Source organism: Chengkuizengella marina (assembly GCF_009910845.1).
Lineage (GTDB): Bacteria > Bacillota > Bacilli > Paenibacillales > KCTC-33759 > Chengkuizengella > Chengkuizengella marina.
In genome coordinates, this window is the sequence record NZ_SIJB01000017.1 from 47,691 (window position 1) to 63,740 (window position 16,050).

The following is a 16,050-nucleotide window of genomic DNA, read 5'->3' on the forward strand; positions in this document are numbered from 1 at the left end:
ATTATCAATTCAACATTACATGATTTGTTCACTCTTTATTCATGATGTGAATTATTGTTTTTAGCTTTCATTTCTTCTATTATTTTATCATTATTAGTTACATAAGAACTATTGGGAATATACTTTGCGGCTATGTCATTATGTTTTTTTGCTTTTTCAAGATTACCCAAAGACATGTAACATGCACATATTTGTACATGTGGAAGCCATGTATAACATGGTTGCTGTACATACACACTCTGATCTGGAATATCAATAACAGTGGCTATTTTATACCAAGTAATTGCTTTTTCTATTTCTTTTTTAAATTCGTAAATGTAACCTAATCTACAACAGACCTCTGCTCTAGGTGTATCCAATTGGAATGTGTGTAAACCATATTTTAAAGCTTCATCATATTGTTGAAAATGAATGTAACAATCAACAAGTTTTAAATAGGCATAGATTCGTTCATCTACATTATCAGAATCTTCTTTCAAAAATTTCTGGTACCATTCTATCGCTTCACTATGTTTCTTATGATCAAAACATTCATTCGCGTAATGTAACACATCTCTAGCAGTTAATTTCTTGCCTTCTTCAATGGCTTTTTCGTAAATTTTAATGTTTCGATCTGTATTTGGTTTGGTTTTTAGATGTTTTATCACAATATTCGTTACGAAAACAAGCCCTGTAACATCAAGTATTTCATGAACTAATCCAACCCACTTAAAATTACATTCTCTTTTCACAATCCGCTCTCGTCTATGGGTAAATGTGGGGTTTCCTTCCTGATCATAAGAATATTCATATTCCATCATGACACACTCCATGTTATGTGGAATAAGTTTTTCTTTTAATTTTAATATTTGTTTGCGACTATCTTGAGGTACAATATCATCTGCGTCAAGCCAGAAAATATAGTCACTTGTTGCTTTTGAAAAAGAGAAATTTCTCGCTGCTGAAAAATCATCTACCCACTCAAAATCATAAATCTTGTCCGTATATTTCTTAGCAATTTCTTTCGTTTGATCGGTAGACCCTGTATCCACAATGATGATTTCATCTACTAAGTCAGAGATTGAAGATAAACATCGGTCAAGTACTTCCTCTTCATCTCTTACTATCATACACAGACTTAATGTTGCCATTGTCATATTATCTTCCCCTGCCTCTAAATCGAGATTTCATATACACTTTTGAAAAAAACTATAAATCATACGTAAGAAATAATTACATTTTTAAATTACGTTATATATATGAAAAATGATGAGGTTGGGTTCCAATTTATATGGAACAAACATACAAAGATCTTTTTAGATTAGAACACAATCCTATAATCATTCATAAAATATAAAATACTGCACCCAAGCCTTCAATATATATTTATGTTTAAAGGAGCGTGTCTTTAAAGTATGAAAACGAGCATTATTGTTTTAACTCACAACCAACTAACATACACAAAAAAGTGTATTGAAAGCATAAGGAAATATACTTCTTTGGATTATGAATTGATTATTGTGGATAACGCATCACAGGATGGTACAGTAGACTACTTAAAAAAACAATCTGATCTTCTTGTTATTTTTAACAAAGAGAATGTGGGTTTTGCTAAAGGCAACAATCAAGCAATGAGGATAGTTAGTGGTGATGTTGTTGTATTTTTAAATAATGATGTTGTCGTTACAGCAGGTTGGCTAGAACCCTTAATCAACACCTTATTTTCAAGTAAGAAAATAGCGATGACAGGTCCTGTAACAAATAATGATAATGTAAATGGACTGCAAAAAATCCAAGTTGATTATAATCAAGATACCTTAGAAGGTATTTCTGAATTTTCTAAACAATACTGTGCTAAACATGTTCATATGAGCAAAAGAGTATTAAGACTTGTTGGCTTTGCTCTAGCTTGCAAAAAAGAAGTGTTAAATACAATTGGGTTATTTGATGAATCATTTGGTATAGGTAATTACGAAGATGATGATTTATGCTTGCGAGCTTTGATCAAAGGTTATGAACTAAGAATCGTGAAAGATTCCTTTGTTCATCATTTTGGCCGGATTACTTTTAAGGAGTCAAAAATAAACTATTCACATTTGATGATAAAAAATAAAACAAAGTTTAATAAAAAGTGGGGATTTGATGTACATAAATATTTACATCCTCATTCAAACTTAATTGCAATCATGCCTAAATCTATTTCACGTGTTTTAGATATTAATTGTGGGATGGGTGCTTTGGCGATAGAGCTAATTAATCAAATCGAATGTAAGGTTGTTGGCATTGAAAAGAATGATCAAGTAATTCGATTTGCACAAAAACAGTTAAGTCAAGTTCTTCATCATGACGTAGAAACGATTGAAATATCAGAGGACACTCTAGGAAAATATGATTGTATAATCTGTAATGATATTTTACAACATTTGAAAGATCCTTGGACCATTGTGAAGCAATTGTCAGGTTTACTTCATAAAGATGGTTATTTGATTATTTTAATTCATAATGTAAATCATTTAGAAGTAATGACAGAACTACTACAAGGTTATTTTTCATATAAAAATGTTGGACCCCTGAATAAACAACATTTAAGGTTTTTTACAAAGACAACAATACCTACTCTCTTTCCCCCAGAAATGTTAATTGAAAAAATAATTCCCATTCATATGCACGTCCCAGATAAAATCATGGAGTTTGTAGATGAAATAGTAGAATTAGGACAAAAGTACGGTTTAAAAACTAATGATTTATTTGATGATATCACCACGAATCAATTTTTGATTAAGGCAAGGAAAATCGTTGATATTTAAGTTAAATAAGGAACACAATTTTTTTTCTAACATAAATTATTCAATATAGAAGAACATTGTAAATGTCATTGAAACAAAGATTTTATAACTAAACCATTGGTTAAGTTAAAGATTACAAATAGATCATGATAGGAGGAGAGTTAGAAATGAAGGGGATTATTTTAGCTGGTGGGAGTGGTACTAGACTATATCCGTTAACGAAAGTTCTCTCAAAACAATTACTCCCTATTTATGATAAACCTATGATTTATTATCCATTATCTGTACTGATGTTAGCTGGCATAAGAGAAATATTGATCATCTCTACTCCTCATGATACACCTAGGTTTAAACAACTTCTAAAAGATGGAAATCATTTAGGATTAGATTTATGTTATGAAATACAAAGGGAACCAAAAGGAATTGCTGAAGCATTTAAAATTGGTAAAAAGTTTATCGATGAAGACCATGTGTCCTTAATACTAGGAGATAATATTTTTTATGGTCATCAATTTATAGATACACTTGAACGAGTTACTACTCAAAAATCAGGAGCAACAATATTAGGTTATCCTGTAAGAGATCCACAACGGTTTGGAGTGATCGAGTTAAACGATAATCACCAAGTTGTTTCAATTGAAGAAAAACCAAATCAACCGAAATCAAGATATGCAGTTACAGGATTATATTTTTATGACAATAAAGTAGTAGATATTGTAGAACACCTTACTCCTTCTTCAAGAGGAGAGCTTGAAATCACAGATGTTAACAAGGCTTATCTAGATTTGAAAGAATTACATGTTGAGCTATTAGGAAGAGGATTTACATGGATTGATACTGGTACCCATGACACACTGCAAGAAGCATCCAATTTTGTAAAGACCATTGAAAGTAGACAAAATTTAAAAATAGCATGTATCGAGGAAATTGCATATCGAAAAGGTTATATCACTAGAGAGCAGCTACTACGATTAGCAGAAACTATGAAAACCAATAGTTATAGTGAATATTTGAATGAAATTGTTAACGATTAAGAGAGTCACCTATCAGAGACTTTTCTTAAGTTATAAAAATGTGTCAAAAGGAGGGTTTTTTTGAAGTTCTTAAAAACAAAACTTCCAGGAGTTTTCATTATAGAACCACAATTTTTTGAAGATCATCGTGGTTTTTTTATGGAAAGCTATAATAAACATATTTTTGATGAGGCTGGGTTATCATTTAATTTCGTTCAAGATAATCATTCCTGTTCAAAAGAAGCTGGAGTTATTCGTGGTTTACATTATCAATTAAATCCTAATGCTCAAACAAAACTAGTACGTGTAGCTACAGGAGCAGTACTTGATGTTGTTGTTGATATTCGAAAAGGCTCCCCTACATTTTCCCAATGGATTGGTGTCATATTAAGTGAACATAATAAGCGACAATTGTTCATTCCAAAAGGATTTGCACATGGTTTTTGCACATTAACTACCGACACCAATTTACTATACAAGGTCGATGAAGGATATTGTCCTGAAAATGATAGAGGTATTGCTTGGAATGACCCTGATATTGGAATTGAGTGGCCTGTATCTAGTCCAATTTTATCTACAAAAGATGAAAAGCACCCACTCTTAAAAAATACTGAAAATAACTTTTGTTGGGAGAAATCATCATGAATTTATTAATCACCGGTGGTGCAGGATTCATAGGCAGCCATTTCATACACTATATTCTGAATAAATATGATTACCATGTAGTCAATATAGATAAATTAACCTATGCAAGCAATCTATTAAATGTAGCAACATATGAACATCATCCTAAATATACTTTTATACTAGGAAACATTGAAAATAAAGATTTGATAACCCATATTGTTCAAAACAATAAAATTGATATCCTTGTAAATTTTGCAGCTGAAACACATGTGGACAGAAGCATTCATGGTTCATCCATTTTTGTAAAAACGAATGTATTAGGAACTCAAACTCTTTTGGAAGTGGCTTTGGAAAACAATATTAAAAAATTTATTCAAATATCAACAGATGAAGTATACGGTGATTTAGGGGCTAGTGGTTATTTCACAGAAACTACTCCTCTATCCCCCAAAAATCCGTATTCAGCAACCAAAGCAAGTGCAGATCATTTAGTGCTTGCCTACCACGCAACGTATAATATGAATACAAATATAACACGTTGTTCTAACAATTATGGTCCCTATCAATTCCCAGAAAAACTAATTCCACTACTTATTCTAAATGCATTGGAAGATAAGGAGCTCCCTATATATGGAGATGGTAAAAATATAAGGGATTGGATTCATGTAACCGATCACTGTGCTGCAATTGATCTTGTCGTTCACAAGGGAAAAGCTGGAGAAATCTATAATATTGGCAGTCATAACGAACGAAACAACCTTGAAATTGCTGAACTAATTCTAGAAAAACTTGGTAAGTCCAAACAGTTAATTACATTTGTGAAAGATAGATTGGGGCACGATCGTCGTTATGCCATTGATGCAAGGAAAATTTCAAAACAACTAAATTGGAAACCAGTCATTCCGTTTGAAAAAGGAATAACTGACACTATTGAGTGGTATGTCAAAAATCGAGAATGGTGGTAAAAATTAATGAATTTAATAAATAGGGGGAAATGACTTGAAACAACTTAAAGTATTAGTGACAGGAGCAAACGGACAATTAGGAAGAGATATGGTGCATAGACTAAAAAAAAATGGAGAAAATGTGTTTGCTTTTGGTAGGAAAGAACTAGATATCACAGACATAAATCGAGTATTAATCAAAATGAAAGAAATACATCCTGATGTTGTCATTCATTGTGCGGCTTATACAGATGTTAATATGGCAGAAAATAAACCTGATCAATCCTTTTTAATAAATAGCTATGGGACAAGAAATGTTGCCACTGCTTCAGAACAAATAGGATCAAAACTTGTTTATATAAGTACTGACTATGTATTTGATGGAAATACATCCTCTCCTTATACAGAATTTGCTCAGACTAACCCATTAAATCAGTATGGAAAATCAAAACTGGCTGGTGAACAGTTTGTACGTGAATTACACTCTAAATTTTATATTGTCAGAACTTCATGGTTATATGGAAAACATGGTCATAACTTTGTTAAAACCATGCTTACATTAGCAAATGAAAAGGATTCAATCTCCGTCATCTCTGATCAAATAGGATGTCCCACCTATACATTAGATTTATCTGAACGAATTAGTCAAATCATACATACGGATAAATACGGTACTTATCACATTTCAAATACAGGTAGTTGTTCATGGTATGAGTTTGCAGAATCGATATTTAAAAACAAAAAAATAACAATAGAGTTACAACAAATACATTCTAAAATGTTTGAAAATGATACTCCCCGCCCACCTTATTCTGTATTAGGTGATCGTGCCTTAATACTAAATGGTTTCAATAAAATGAGAAATTGGAAAGATGCTTTAGTAGCATTTTTATCTGATTTAGAAAATCGTTAGTTTAAACTAAGTATTATTCTCCGTCAGTAGTTGTTTACATTTCTTAATTTGCGATGTTGGATAATTGAATAGTTTTAAAGCATATTCTTCGAGGGGTGACAAACTAGTTTTATTCTCTTTCCACTCTGTATAATTTTTTAGCGTGAGTCCAAAGGCGTATAAAACCTTCCATATATCATATAAAAAATCAGATTCCTCTGTACGTGATAAATGTTCTGCGATATGTGAAAGAATGATACCAGAATCCATTCCTAATTCATTAGCTTTAGCCTTATATTTTTTATCAGTTCCATACCAGTGTTGGTATGAAGTATTAATATTTTTAAAGTACTTTTTCCACAGAGATTTCTTAACCATAGTACATCCCAATATAACTACATCTTTCATAAATCGGATTGTATATTCTGGTCTTTCAATTAATTTATCCAATGGGCTAGTATTATGATTTATCATGGCATGCCAAGCTAATGAGACGTAAGCTAAGTTAGGATACTGATTTAAAGATTGAGCCATCACCTGTATCCAATTATTATTTGGAACAATAATATCATCATCAAGTATGACTAAATTTTCACCAACTGCTTTATGAGCCCCAAAATTAATACCTGCTATTGATCCAATATTTTGACCTGGATCTAATACACTAACTCTAATATGGTTAAAATTTTGTAAATATTCCATTGCCTCTTGATAAGGTGGATGGTTATTTACTAGAATTATTTCAGTATTTTTATCTGTTGTCTCAATTACAGCGTTTATACTTTTTTTAATTAAAGGTAAAGTATTGTAACATCTAATGATAACTGAATTTATCATATTCTCTCCCACTTTCTATAGATTACAGCATTTAGTAAATGCTTGTCATTCTCACCTTTTTCTCCAATATGCACCATAGTGATCTATTCTAATAAGAGGTTCTGTTATATTGTGTTGTTTACGGAAATCTTCTACTGCAGGTTGACATGTGGGCAAAGTGTAATCATCAATGATGATATACCCACCTAGAGATACTTTATGATAAAGACTTGTTAAACTATCCATAGTCGATTCATATAAGTCCCCATCAAGTCTAGCAATTGCAATATTGTTAATAGGTGCGAACGGTAAGGTATCTTTAAACCATCCTTCTAGAAATTTTACTTGATCATCAAGTAAATCATATTTATTAAAATTTTGCTTAACTTCTTCTAAAGAGACACGTAAATAATCACTTGTGTATAAAGTATCACCCGCATCTTTTGGATATTTTTCTACATTAGGAGCTGGCAACCCTTTAAAGGAATCTGCAACCCATACGTTACGATTTTTTATATTGTAAGCTTTTAAAAAACCTCGCATAAAAATGCAACTTCCTCCCCTCCACACACCTGTTTCGATGAAATCTCCTTTAATTTTATCTTTTATAACGGTTTTCATTGCTTCATGTAATTGGTTTAATCGCAGACGTCCTATCATGCTATGTGCAATGACAGGCCAATCTAATCCTTCTCGTCTAGCTTCTGGATTAGGTTTCTTTACATGTACTAATTGTAATTTGTGTGCTTGTATGAATTCATATAATTTTGGAGGTATGGGGAGATTAGCAGGCGAATATATTTCATGCTCTAGCCAAATTTCAAACAAAATAGCTTTTTTTAATAACTCTAGATATAAATTTACTTCGTGTTTATTTTTCAAATAAATCACCCCCTAAAAAAATTGGTTGTTGATACAGAACTTTTAGATTATCTTTTTTTCTCGATAATTTGCTTGATATCCTTAATGAGTGATTGTTGATATCCAAATTTTTCAAGGAAATCTATCTCATCAATGGATAAACTACTTTTATTTTGTTTCCAAACCGTGTAACTTTCTTCTGTAAACTCATAGGTATAAAAAATTTTCCAAGCACCGAATAAAGGATCAGATTTTTTTGTACGAGCTAAATGTTCTACTTTATGTGAAAGGATAATACCTGTATCCATCCCTAAATCCTGTGCTTTAAATTTATATTCTCTATCAATACCATACCAATGTAATTTTACTTCAATATTCTTAAAGTGTTCTTTCCAAAGAGATTTTTTGATCATGGCACACCCAAAGATAACCACTTCATCCATCATTCGAATTGTATATTCTGACTTTTCAAATAATTGATCTAATGAGCTAACATTATAATCCTTTATAGCGGGCCAAGTTAATACAACATAGGCTAAATTAGGAAAATCTTCAAACGACTTGTTCATCACTTCTATCCAATTATTATTTTCAACAATAATATCATCATCTAGAATAATAAGGTTTTCACCCATTGCGTGAGCTGCTCCATAATTAAACCCTTCTATATTTCCGATGTTTTCACCTGGATCTAATACTTTAACTCTTGGATGTTTGAAACGATGCAAAAATTTTCTAACATCTTGGTAGGGTGGGTGATTATTAACTAATATGATCTCTGTATTATGATCGGTTGTTGCTATTGCAGCCTTTACACATTTTTTTATTAATGGTAGTGTATTGTAACATCTGATAATAACAGAATTTTCCATATCCTCTCTCCTTATTTTTATACTTTCATTTATAAAATAAATTATTATTAGTTAACTATGTCTAATAATTGTTTAATTCTCTCAGTATAAGTTTCTGTTTGTAATGTTTTCTTTATAGCATTTGATGCCATCCTTCTTCTTTCATCTTCATGTAACAGATAATAGTCTATTTTTTCTAACAGATCATTTGGTGTAGTGTATGTGGCGATGTCATCACCTGGAATATAAACATTGATTAATTCTTCTCGAACATCGGTCAATTGAAAAGCACCACAAGCAGCGATTTCAAAAGTTCTTGCGTTCATCGATATTGCCTTAATTCTAATATGATTTTGATTGATTTCAGGATTATTTACAGAACGATGCATATTGATAACGATTTTGGCTCCATTATAATATTTTGATGTTTCCTCAGCAGAAACCCAATTATTTACTAGTATGTTTTCTCTAAGTCGAAAATTGCCAAGTTTATCCCAGTTCGGTCCGATAATTTTCATATTTCTTTTCACTAATTCATGTTCAATTGTATTAAAAAAAAGTAATCGATCAGGATGTGCATTTCCTATAAACAGTACATCTGTTTGATATTTAATATCTAATTCATTTTTAAAGTGAAAGATATCTGGATCAACTGCTAAAGGAAGAAAGTGTACATTTTGACATCCTAAAGACTTATAAAACTCAATGCATCCTTTTTCTACTGTAAAAACAAAATCATAAATGGGAGCCATTGCTTGAGTTATATCCGTGATATACGGATCATCTAAAAGCCATACAGCTGTATAATACCCCATTTCTTTCAAAGTAGTTAAATCATTTGTCGAAACATTAAATCCACTGAAAAAAATAATTAGATTAGGTTGAAAAGTTTTAGCAACATTTAAAAGATTTTGATCAGGTAAAATACTATGAAAATATTGAATCTCTTTTTTAAAATGATGAATAATGGATGTTTCTAATATATCGTATGGGTTTCCTAATCCAGATCTAACAAATAAAATATTTGTGTTTTGTTTTGAAAAATTCATCATAATCTTCCTCATTCCCTAGGGTATTTTATATAACATTTTAAATTTGTAAGCATAAAAGATTATCAAACACCGAATATAGAATCAATTTTCCATTGTCTAAGCTAATTTAGATTCTGACTGTTTTGGTAGCTTATCTGCAATTCCGCTTGATTGTTTATCATAGATACTTGGTTTTCATTGAAAAAATTTGGAAAAACCACCCCTAAACCAGTTGCAAAATTAAACTCAATGCACGGATATTTCTTCTTTAAGTCATCCCAAAGTTGATAAACTCCAAAATCAAGGTGTCTGACAACAATATCATGCAATAATATAATTCCATTTTCTGATATTTTTGGTAACCATGTATCAAAATCATGTTTGACACTTTCAAATGTGTGATAACCATCAATAAGTAGAATATCAATAGTACCATCTTCAAAAGTACTTAATGCTTCATCAAATGAATTCCTAACTAAATTAGATATATTAGGAAATTCAGTATCTGATATATTTTTAACTAACAGAAATATATCTTCATCGTAAAGACCTGAGTGAGCATCTCCCTTCCAATGATCAATTCCATAACATTTTGTAGGTAGGTTTTCATCCATAACAGCTTGACAGAAACTAAAATGAGAAACTCCTAAATGAGTACCTAATTCGACTATTATTTTAGGTTTAATATATCTAGTTAAATCATATGAAAAATTTCTGTATGGATAATATGATGATAGTGATTCTTCTGGTGATAAATATTTATCCGATAAAAATGTGGGAGAATGATATTTCCATTCCATTATATTTCCTCCATATACTTTAATAAATTTTGCAATACCATATAACTTGAAGTTTTTCTTCTTTCATCTTTTATCTCAATTTTAAAAATTATTACTTATTTAAAAATAAGATTAATTTGTCTAACATTTGTTCAATTCTTTTTGAATACGTTTCGTTTTTCAAAGTTTTCTCCATTGCTCTTGAAGCCAGTTGTTTCCTTTTTTTTGAATAAGATAAATAATAATCAATCTTTTGTAACATTTCTCTAGCGGTAATATAAGTAGCTATATCGTAATCTGGTATATACACATTTTCTAATTCTTCTCGTATATCTGTAAGTTGGAATGCACCACAAGCCGCTATTTCAAATGTTCTCGGATTTAAAGATAGTGCTGGAATTTTAATCATATTGTTATGGTTGATATGACTATTGTTAATGGAACGATGCATATTAATTACAATTTTTGCTCCATTATAATATTTTGCTGTTTCTTCAGTTGATATCCATTCGTTGATTAATACGTTTTTACTAAGCCTCCAGTTATTAAGCTTATTCCATCCGGGGCCAATTATTTTTAAGTTTCTCTTCAATAATTCAAGATCAATTGCATTGAAATACTGTATTCTGTCTGGATGTGCATTTCCAATAAATAAAACATCTGTGTAATATTTAGATTCTAATTTTTCTCTTTGATTAAAAATTTCATTATCTACAGCTAGAGGTAGAAAGTATACATTTGCACAACCAAGAGATTTATAAAAATCTATGCATCCTTTTTCAACTGTAAATACAACATCGTAGTGAGGTGCTAAAGTTTTAGTTAAATCTGTGTAATATGGGTCATCTAAAAACCATACTGCTGTTCTAAAACCTAAATTTTTTAATAAGTTAATTTTAGGTTTATTCATGTTCCATCCATCAAAACAAAGAATAAGATCAGGGTTTATTTTATCAGCAATAGTATGAATTTGTTCATGAGGTGAAACGGTGTAAAATTGTTGTATTTCTTTTTTAAAATACTTGATGATGGATGCCTCTAAATAGTCATATGGTTTACCTTTCCCAGATTTAACGAATAAAAGTTTTAAATTCTTTTTATTTATCTCTTTATTTAAAAGATGATTGGAATCATTCTTAAAGTAATTTCTACTTATAAACTTCATAGTAGCCCTTCCTTATTTCTTATATTATTTACAATTTCAAATCGTATCGTTTATTACAATGGAGTCAAAGCATAAAATGAATTGTTTTTTATAAACAAAAAAGTTAATTGTAGAAAATGAATAAAATTATTTATTTATTTTATATTTTAAATTGCTATTTGTTACATTAAAAGGCAAAAATGGTTAGTTACACATTAGAAAAATAAAATGGATTTCCATACAATAAAAACTATGAAAGGGTGTAATTATGAACGAGAGAACTATAGCATTTATTTGTTGTGTCAATAACGAAAAACATTATAGTGAGTGTAAAAATCATATTGATCGTCTGTATGTTCCGGCAGGATTCCAAATTGAACATTTTCCACTTTATCATTGTGAAAATATAACTGTAGAATATAATAAAGCTATGAAAAGCAGTAAAGCTAAGTATAAAGTCTATATCCATCAAGATTGTTTCATATTGAATAGAACTTTCATTCCAAACTTTTTAAAGGTCTTTTTAAATAATGAACAAATTGGCATGCTTGGAATAGCTGGTGTAAAGCAATTACCACCCACGGGTATTTGGTGGGAAGGTAAAGAACGTTTTGGAAAAGTCATTGAATATAGACAATATTATAGCTATCTTTGTTTTCAAGAAGTTAAATCACTATATGAAAATGTACATGCAATTGACGGAGTAATCATGGTGACTCAATATGATATCAAATGGGATGAACATATTAAAGGATTTCACTTTTACGATACATCTCAATGTATTAATTTTATCAACCAAGGGTTAAATATAGTCATCCCACGACAGCCTTTGCCTTGGACACTTCATTATATTGGTAAAAGAGAAACTGACAATCATGAATTTCATCGATTGCGTAAAAAATTTCTACATCTGTACAGAAATAATCTGAAATAATTTAAACAATAATATATACTTTTAAAGTAGATTAACCCCTTTCGGAGTTAATCTACATCAAACCATATATTCAATTCAATTTTGGTTTCCTATCAATACAAACCGCAGCTAACGATCGATCTGCTACAGTACTATTAGACGTTTGACCACCAGTGGGATCACCAGTATCTTCAATTCTGGCTTTAAGTTGGTAACAAATCTTACCTAGTTTAGGTGGGGTATCACAAAATGTAAAATTCGGTTGAGAATTTTGTGAAAAAGCCAATGTGACACCTAAAGCTGTTACAACATCAAATCTTAATGATAGCGCTGATGTTATTTCTGAAGCGATTGGTACACCATCTCTACAGAGATTGTATCTTACCGTAGCAGTAGGCTCTACAGCAGCAAGCAATCTACCATCAGCTCCTTCTAACAACTCACAGACTGACCAATCAAGTTTCACATCTTTTTTTGGATCCTTCACACATACCTTTACTTCAAGAATAACTTGGTCACTTGTAGTTAAATCTCTAGGATCATCTCTAAAATCACATATTACATCTGGACCTTTTTTAAAACCTGCCAATGTACTACCTCCTTTCGACTCTAGATGATCTATCTTATTCAAAAGAGGTAACACTTGTATAGGCAAAGATAGTGTAAAATTAGAAAATAGACATTTGCATAAACAAAATACTTGTAAATCTCGAATAAAAAGAAATGCTAATTTTCATTCTAATTACCAATCTTCCCTTATAATTTCACTATTAATGGATACTCCTGCACAATATCCTTCACTTGCTGATTTAATCAAACCAGAAAATAAATTTTTTGCGTCACCTATAATATATAAACCAGGAACTTCTGATAAACCATTTTGCTTTGTTATATAAGCACCATTTCCATCTATTTTGCAGCCTAGTTTTTCTGGGATTTTACAACTTTGAGTTTCTTTTATTCCTTCAATAAAAGCTGCAGCTCGTGAAATGATTGTTCCATTTTCCAGCTGAATTCTCTTAAGCATTCCATTGTTTGAAATGATTTGTTTGATTTTAGTCTCTTTTACTTTAATGTTATGTCGAACTAAATCCCGTTTATTTTCCAAACTTAAATTTGCTGATCCATTCGTAAACAATATTAGATTTGGACTCCAATTGTGTACTGATCTCGTATATTCAAAAATCCGCTCTGAATTACCAATTACTGCTAAAGGTTGATCCTTTACTTCCCATCCATCGCAATAAGGACAAGGAAAAGCACTTCTTCCATACACTTCACTTAAACCGATAATCCTAGGTAATTGATCTATGATCCCTGTAGCAAAAAGAATTTTCCTGCTATGATATTTTGCTCCTTTTAAAGTCTCAGTTTCAAAAAATCCTTCACTCTTGACTACATTGATTACACAATCATTTTTATGTTTCACATTTTTATATGTTGAGACTTGATCTTTTGCAATCTTTTTAAATTCCTTTGGTTTAATCCCATCTCTTGTTAAAAAACCATGAGATTCTGCGGTAACAGCATGTCTTGGTTTGTTTTCATCTATAAGCAAAATCTTTCTTTTAGACCGTCCTAACACAAGTGCAGCACTTAATCCAGCAGGTCCACCACCAACAATCACTACATCATAAAATTCTATTTTTATATTCATTTGTTGACCACGCTCCATTATGATGTCTATAGCTACATTTTTCCATTATATTCAAGTATTTCAATAATGTATGGACGTGTGTGGAGATCAATAAAAAATTCAAAATAAAAAAGCCACTGCTCTCACAGTGACGTTTTAACTTTGAATTATGTTGTTTTTAATTTTGAATTTAAATGATGTATAATATCTTTTCTTGTTACGATTCCAATAAAATGTTCAAGGTCATCAATGATAGGTACAAAATTTTGTCTAATCGTTAAATCTATTAAATCTTCAATTTCCCCCCTTACATGGATAGATTTATAACTATTATAAAGTGGGATGTCTTTTAATTTAATTTTACTGTAATTATCTATAGACTCTCCAATCATTTCGTGCATTTGCCACAGTAAATCACCCTCAGATATGGTTCCTATATACTTCCCTTGATCATCAATAATAGGAACAGTTGCATAACGATAATGTTTCATTTTTTCAAGAACTTGTCTCATACTCCATGATTCATTTAAATAAATGACCTCAGACTTCGGTGTAAGAAAAAAAGCTACGTTCATTATTGTATCACCTCGGTTTAAATACTTCATTTTCTCTTTATTAATTGTTCATGATTTTTCGAGGGAGTGAGGAATATCATGAATAAATCCATTTATTATCATAACATAAAGTGCTTTTACTTTCAGATGAATCATTTAATGAAAAGAAACTTACAGAAATTTATCCACCTTCATAGTTTATATTATTCATATTACTGAAGTTAAATGAGTACTACGTGAAAAACAAAATAAATAATTTAATTACACACTTGCTGTTTTTTTCTCAGATATTTTAACAACGTTAGTACTAGAAAGCGTAAATAGGATCAAACCACACCATATAAACATAAAACTGATCAGTTGTATTTTTGAAAACGGTTCATGATATACAAATATAGCCAAAAGCAAACTAATTGTAGGCGCTAAGTATTGAAAAAAACCGTTTAATGACAACGAAATTCTTTGAAGCCCCTCAGCAAAAAACAATAAAGGTAAAGCTGTTGCTACTCCCGAACATATTAATAAAATAGTTGTGGGTAGAGAAGATGTTACAAACATCCCAGTGCCTTTCCCTTCTAAACTTAGAAGATAAATCAATGCTACAGGCAATACTAAAGCTGTTTCAATAGCTAGAGAAAATAATGAATCAAGCTTAATTATTTTCTTAACTAATCCATATAATGCAAAACTAAAAGCTAAGGCAATGGATATCAATGGAATTTGTCCATGTTCGACCGTTAAGATGGCTACACCAATACCAGCAAAACACAAAGCAATAAACTGCCAATTCGACATCTTTTCTCTTAGAACAATCACTCCTAGTAATACACTAAGTAAAGGATTTATATAATAACCCAGACTTGCTTCAACCATTTGTTCATGATTGACAGCCCAAATATATATGAACCAATTACAGCTAATAAGTATTCCTGCTATTAAAACAGGTATCATACTTTTGGGCGATTTCCAAAACATATATAATTGTTGTCTAAATGATGAAGATTTCTTAGTCAGATAAATAATCCCAACTACAAATACAAATGACCAAGCGATTCGATGCGCTAATATTTCACCTGCAGGTACATGTTCAATCCACTTCCAGTAAATCGGAAGCAATCCCCATAATACATACGCTGCTAGAGAGTATAAAGTTCCAATAAAAAATGTATTTCTATCTGTGTTCAAACAAACATCCCCTCTATGATATCAATATTGAAAAAATAA

The 16,050-nt window shown here is 30.8% G+C and carries 17 protein-coding genes; 6 read left to right on the forward strand and 11 right to left on the reverse strand.

What is annotated here, in order from left to right:
* Positions 1-35: 35 nt before the first annotated feature.
* Positions 36-1,136 carry a tetratricopeptide repeat-containing glycosyltransferase family 2 protein gene (locus ERL59_RS07110; RefSeq protein ID WP_235929820.1) on the reverse strand — a complete coding sequence of 367 codons (1,101 nt, stop codon included), beginning with the start codon at positions 1,134-1,136 and terminating at the stop codon, positions 36-38.
* Positions 1,137-1,394: 258 nt separating this feature from the next.
* Here ERL59_RS07110 and ERL59_RS07115 point away from each other — a divergent pair, with 258 nt between their 5' ends.
* The 5 genes from ERL59_RS07115 to rfbD all read left to right on the forward strand — a co-directional run bounded on the left by ERL59_RS07115 (position 1,395) and on the right by rfbD (position 6,262).
* Positions 1,395-2,786, forward strand: coding sequence for a bifunctional glycosyltransferase family 2 protein/class I SAM-dependent methyltransferase (locus ERL59_RS07115; protein WP_160645505.1), 1,392 nt, complete (start codon positions 1,395-1,397; stop codon positions 2,784-2,786).
* A 146-nt stretch (positions 2,787-2,932) separates the two neighbouring features.
* Complete coding sequence (rfbA, locus tag ERL59_RS07120) at positions 2,933-3,799, forward strand: glucose-1-phosphate thymidylyltransferase RfbA (protein ID WP_160645506.1); 867 nt, start codon at positions 2,933-2,935, stop codon at positions 3,797-3,799.
* 60 nt (positions 3,800-3,859) lie between these two features.
* Entirely contained in the window at positions 3,860-4,423 is a 564-nt protein-coding gene (gene rfbC / locus ERL59_RS07125; protein ID WP_160645507.1) for a dTDP-4-dehydrorhamnose 3,5-epimerase, read from the forward strand.
* On the forward strand, positions 4,420-5,370 hold the full coding sequence (gene rfbB / locus ERL59_RS07130; protein WP_160645508.1) for a dTDP-glucose 4,6-dehydratase: 951 nt from the start codon (positions 4,420-4,422) through the stop codon (positions 5,368-5,370). Before rfbC ends, rfbB begins: the two co-directional genes overlap by 4 nt.
* Positions 5,371-5,404: 34 nt before the next feature.
* Complete coding sequence (rfbD, locus tag ERL59_RS07135) at positions 5,405-6,262, forward strand: dTDP-4-dehydrorhamnose reductase (RefSeq protein ID WP_160645509.1); 858 nt, start codon at positions 5,405-5,407, stop codon at positions 6,260-6,262.
* A 6-nt stretch (positions 6,263-6,268) separates the two neighbouring features.
* On the opposite strand, the gene ERL59_RS07140 is transcribed toward rfbD, so the two are convergent.
* From ERL59_RS07140 to ERL59_RS07165, 6 genes are all read right to left on the reverse strand, one after another.
* The gene (locus tag ERL59_RS07140; RefSeq protein ID WP_160645510.1) at positions 6,269-7,078 is read right to left on the reverse strand and encodes a glycosyltransferase family 2 protein; all 810 of its coding nucleotides are present in this window, start codon (positions 7,076-7,078) and stop codon (positions 6,269-6,271) included.
* Between the two features lie 51 nt (positions 7,079-7,129).
* Positions 7,130-7,939 carry a TylF/MycF family methyltransferase gene (locus ERL59_RS07145; protein ID WP_160645511.1) on the reverse strand — a complete coding sequence of 270 codons (810 nt, stop codon included), beginning with the start codon at positions 7,937-7,939 and terminating at the stop codon, positions 7,130-7,132.
* Positions 7,940-7,986: 47 nt separating this feature from the next.
* Complete coding sequence (locus ERL59_RS07150; protein WP_160645512.1) at positions 7,987-8,790, reverse strand: glycosyltransferase family 2 protein; 804 nt, start codon at positions 8,788-8,790, stop codon at positions 7,987-7,989.
* A 47-nt stretch (positions 8,791-8,837) separates the two neighbouring features.
* The gene (locus tag ERL59_RS07155) at positions 8,838-9,818 is read right to left on the reverse strand and encodes a CgeB family protein (RefSeq protein WP_160645513.1); all 981 of its coding nucleotides are present in this window, start codon (positions 9,816-9,818) and stop codon (positions 8,838-8,840) included.
* A 104-nt stretch (positions 9,819-9,922) separates the two neighbouring features.
* The gene (locus tag ERL59_RS07160) at positions 9,923-10,600 is read right to left on the reverse strand and encodes a class I SAM-dependent methyltransferase (protein ID WP_160645514.1); all 678 of its coding nucleotides are present in this window, start codon (positions 10,598-10,600) and stop codon (positions 9,923-9,925) included.
* A gap of 91 nt (positions 10,601-10,691) precedes the next feature.
* A complete protein-coding gene (locus ERL59_RS07165) occupies positions 10,692-11,744 on the reverse strand; it encodes a CgeB family protein (protein WP_160645515.1) in 1,053 nt (350 codons plus the stop codon).
* 247 nt (positions 11,745-11,991) lie between these two features.
* Between ERL59_RS07165 and ERL59_RS07170 the strand changes: the two genes are divergently transcribed.
* On the forward strand, positions 11,992-12,657 hold the full coding sequence (locus tag ERL59_RS07170) for a glycosyltransferase family protein (RefSeq protein ID WP_160645516.1): 666 nt from the start codon (positions 11,992-11,994) through the stop codon (positions 12,655-12,657).
* A 70-nt stretch (positions 12,658-12,727) separates the two neighbouring features.
* Here ERL59_RS07170 and ERL59_RS07175 read toward each other — a convergent pair whose 3' ends face one another.
* The 4 genes from ERL59_RS07175 to rarD form a co-directional block, all read right to left on the reverse strand.
* Positions 12,728-13,225, reverse strand: a complete 498-nt coding sequence (locus tag ERL59_RS07175) for a hypothetical protein (RefSeq protein ID WP_160645517.1) — start codon at positions 13,223-13,225, stop codon at positions 12,728-12,730.
* A 153-nt stretch (positions 13,226-13,378) separates the two neighbouring features.
* A complete protein-coding gene (locus tag ERL59_RS07180) occupies positions 13,379-14,293 on the reverse strand; it encodes an NAD(P)/FAD-dependent oxidoreductase (protein WP_160645518.1) in 915 nt (304 codons plus the stop codon).
* Between the two features lie 146 nt (positions 14,294-14,439).
* Complete coding sequence (locus ERL59_RS07185; protein ID WP_160645519.1) at positions 14,440-14,847, reverse strand: CBS domain-containing protein; 408 nt, start codon at positions 14,845-14,847, stop codon at positions 14,440-14,442.
* Positions 14,848-15,087: 240 nt separating this feature from the next.
* The gene (gene rarD, locus ERL59_RS07190) at positions 15,088-16,011 is read right to left on the reverse strand and encodes an EamA family transporter RarD (RefSeq protein WP_160645520.1); all 924 of its coding nucleotides are present in this window, start codon (positions 16,009-16,011) and stop codon (positions 15,088-15,090) included.
* Positions 16,012-16,050: the final 39 nt, after the last annotated feature.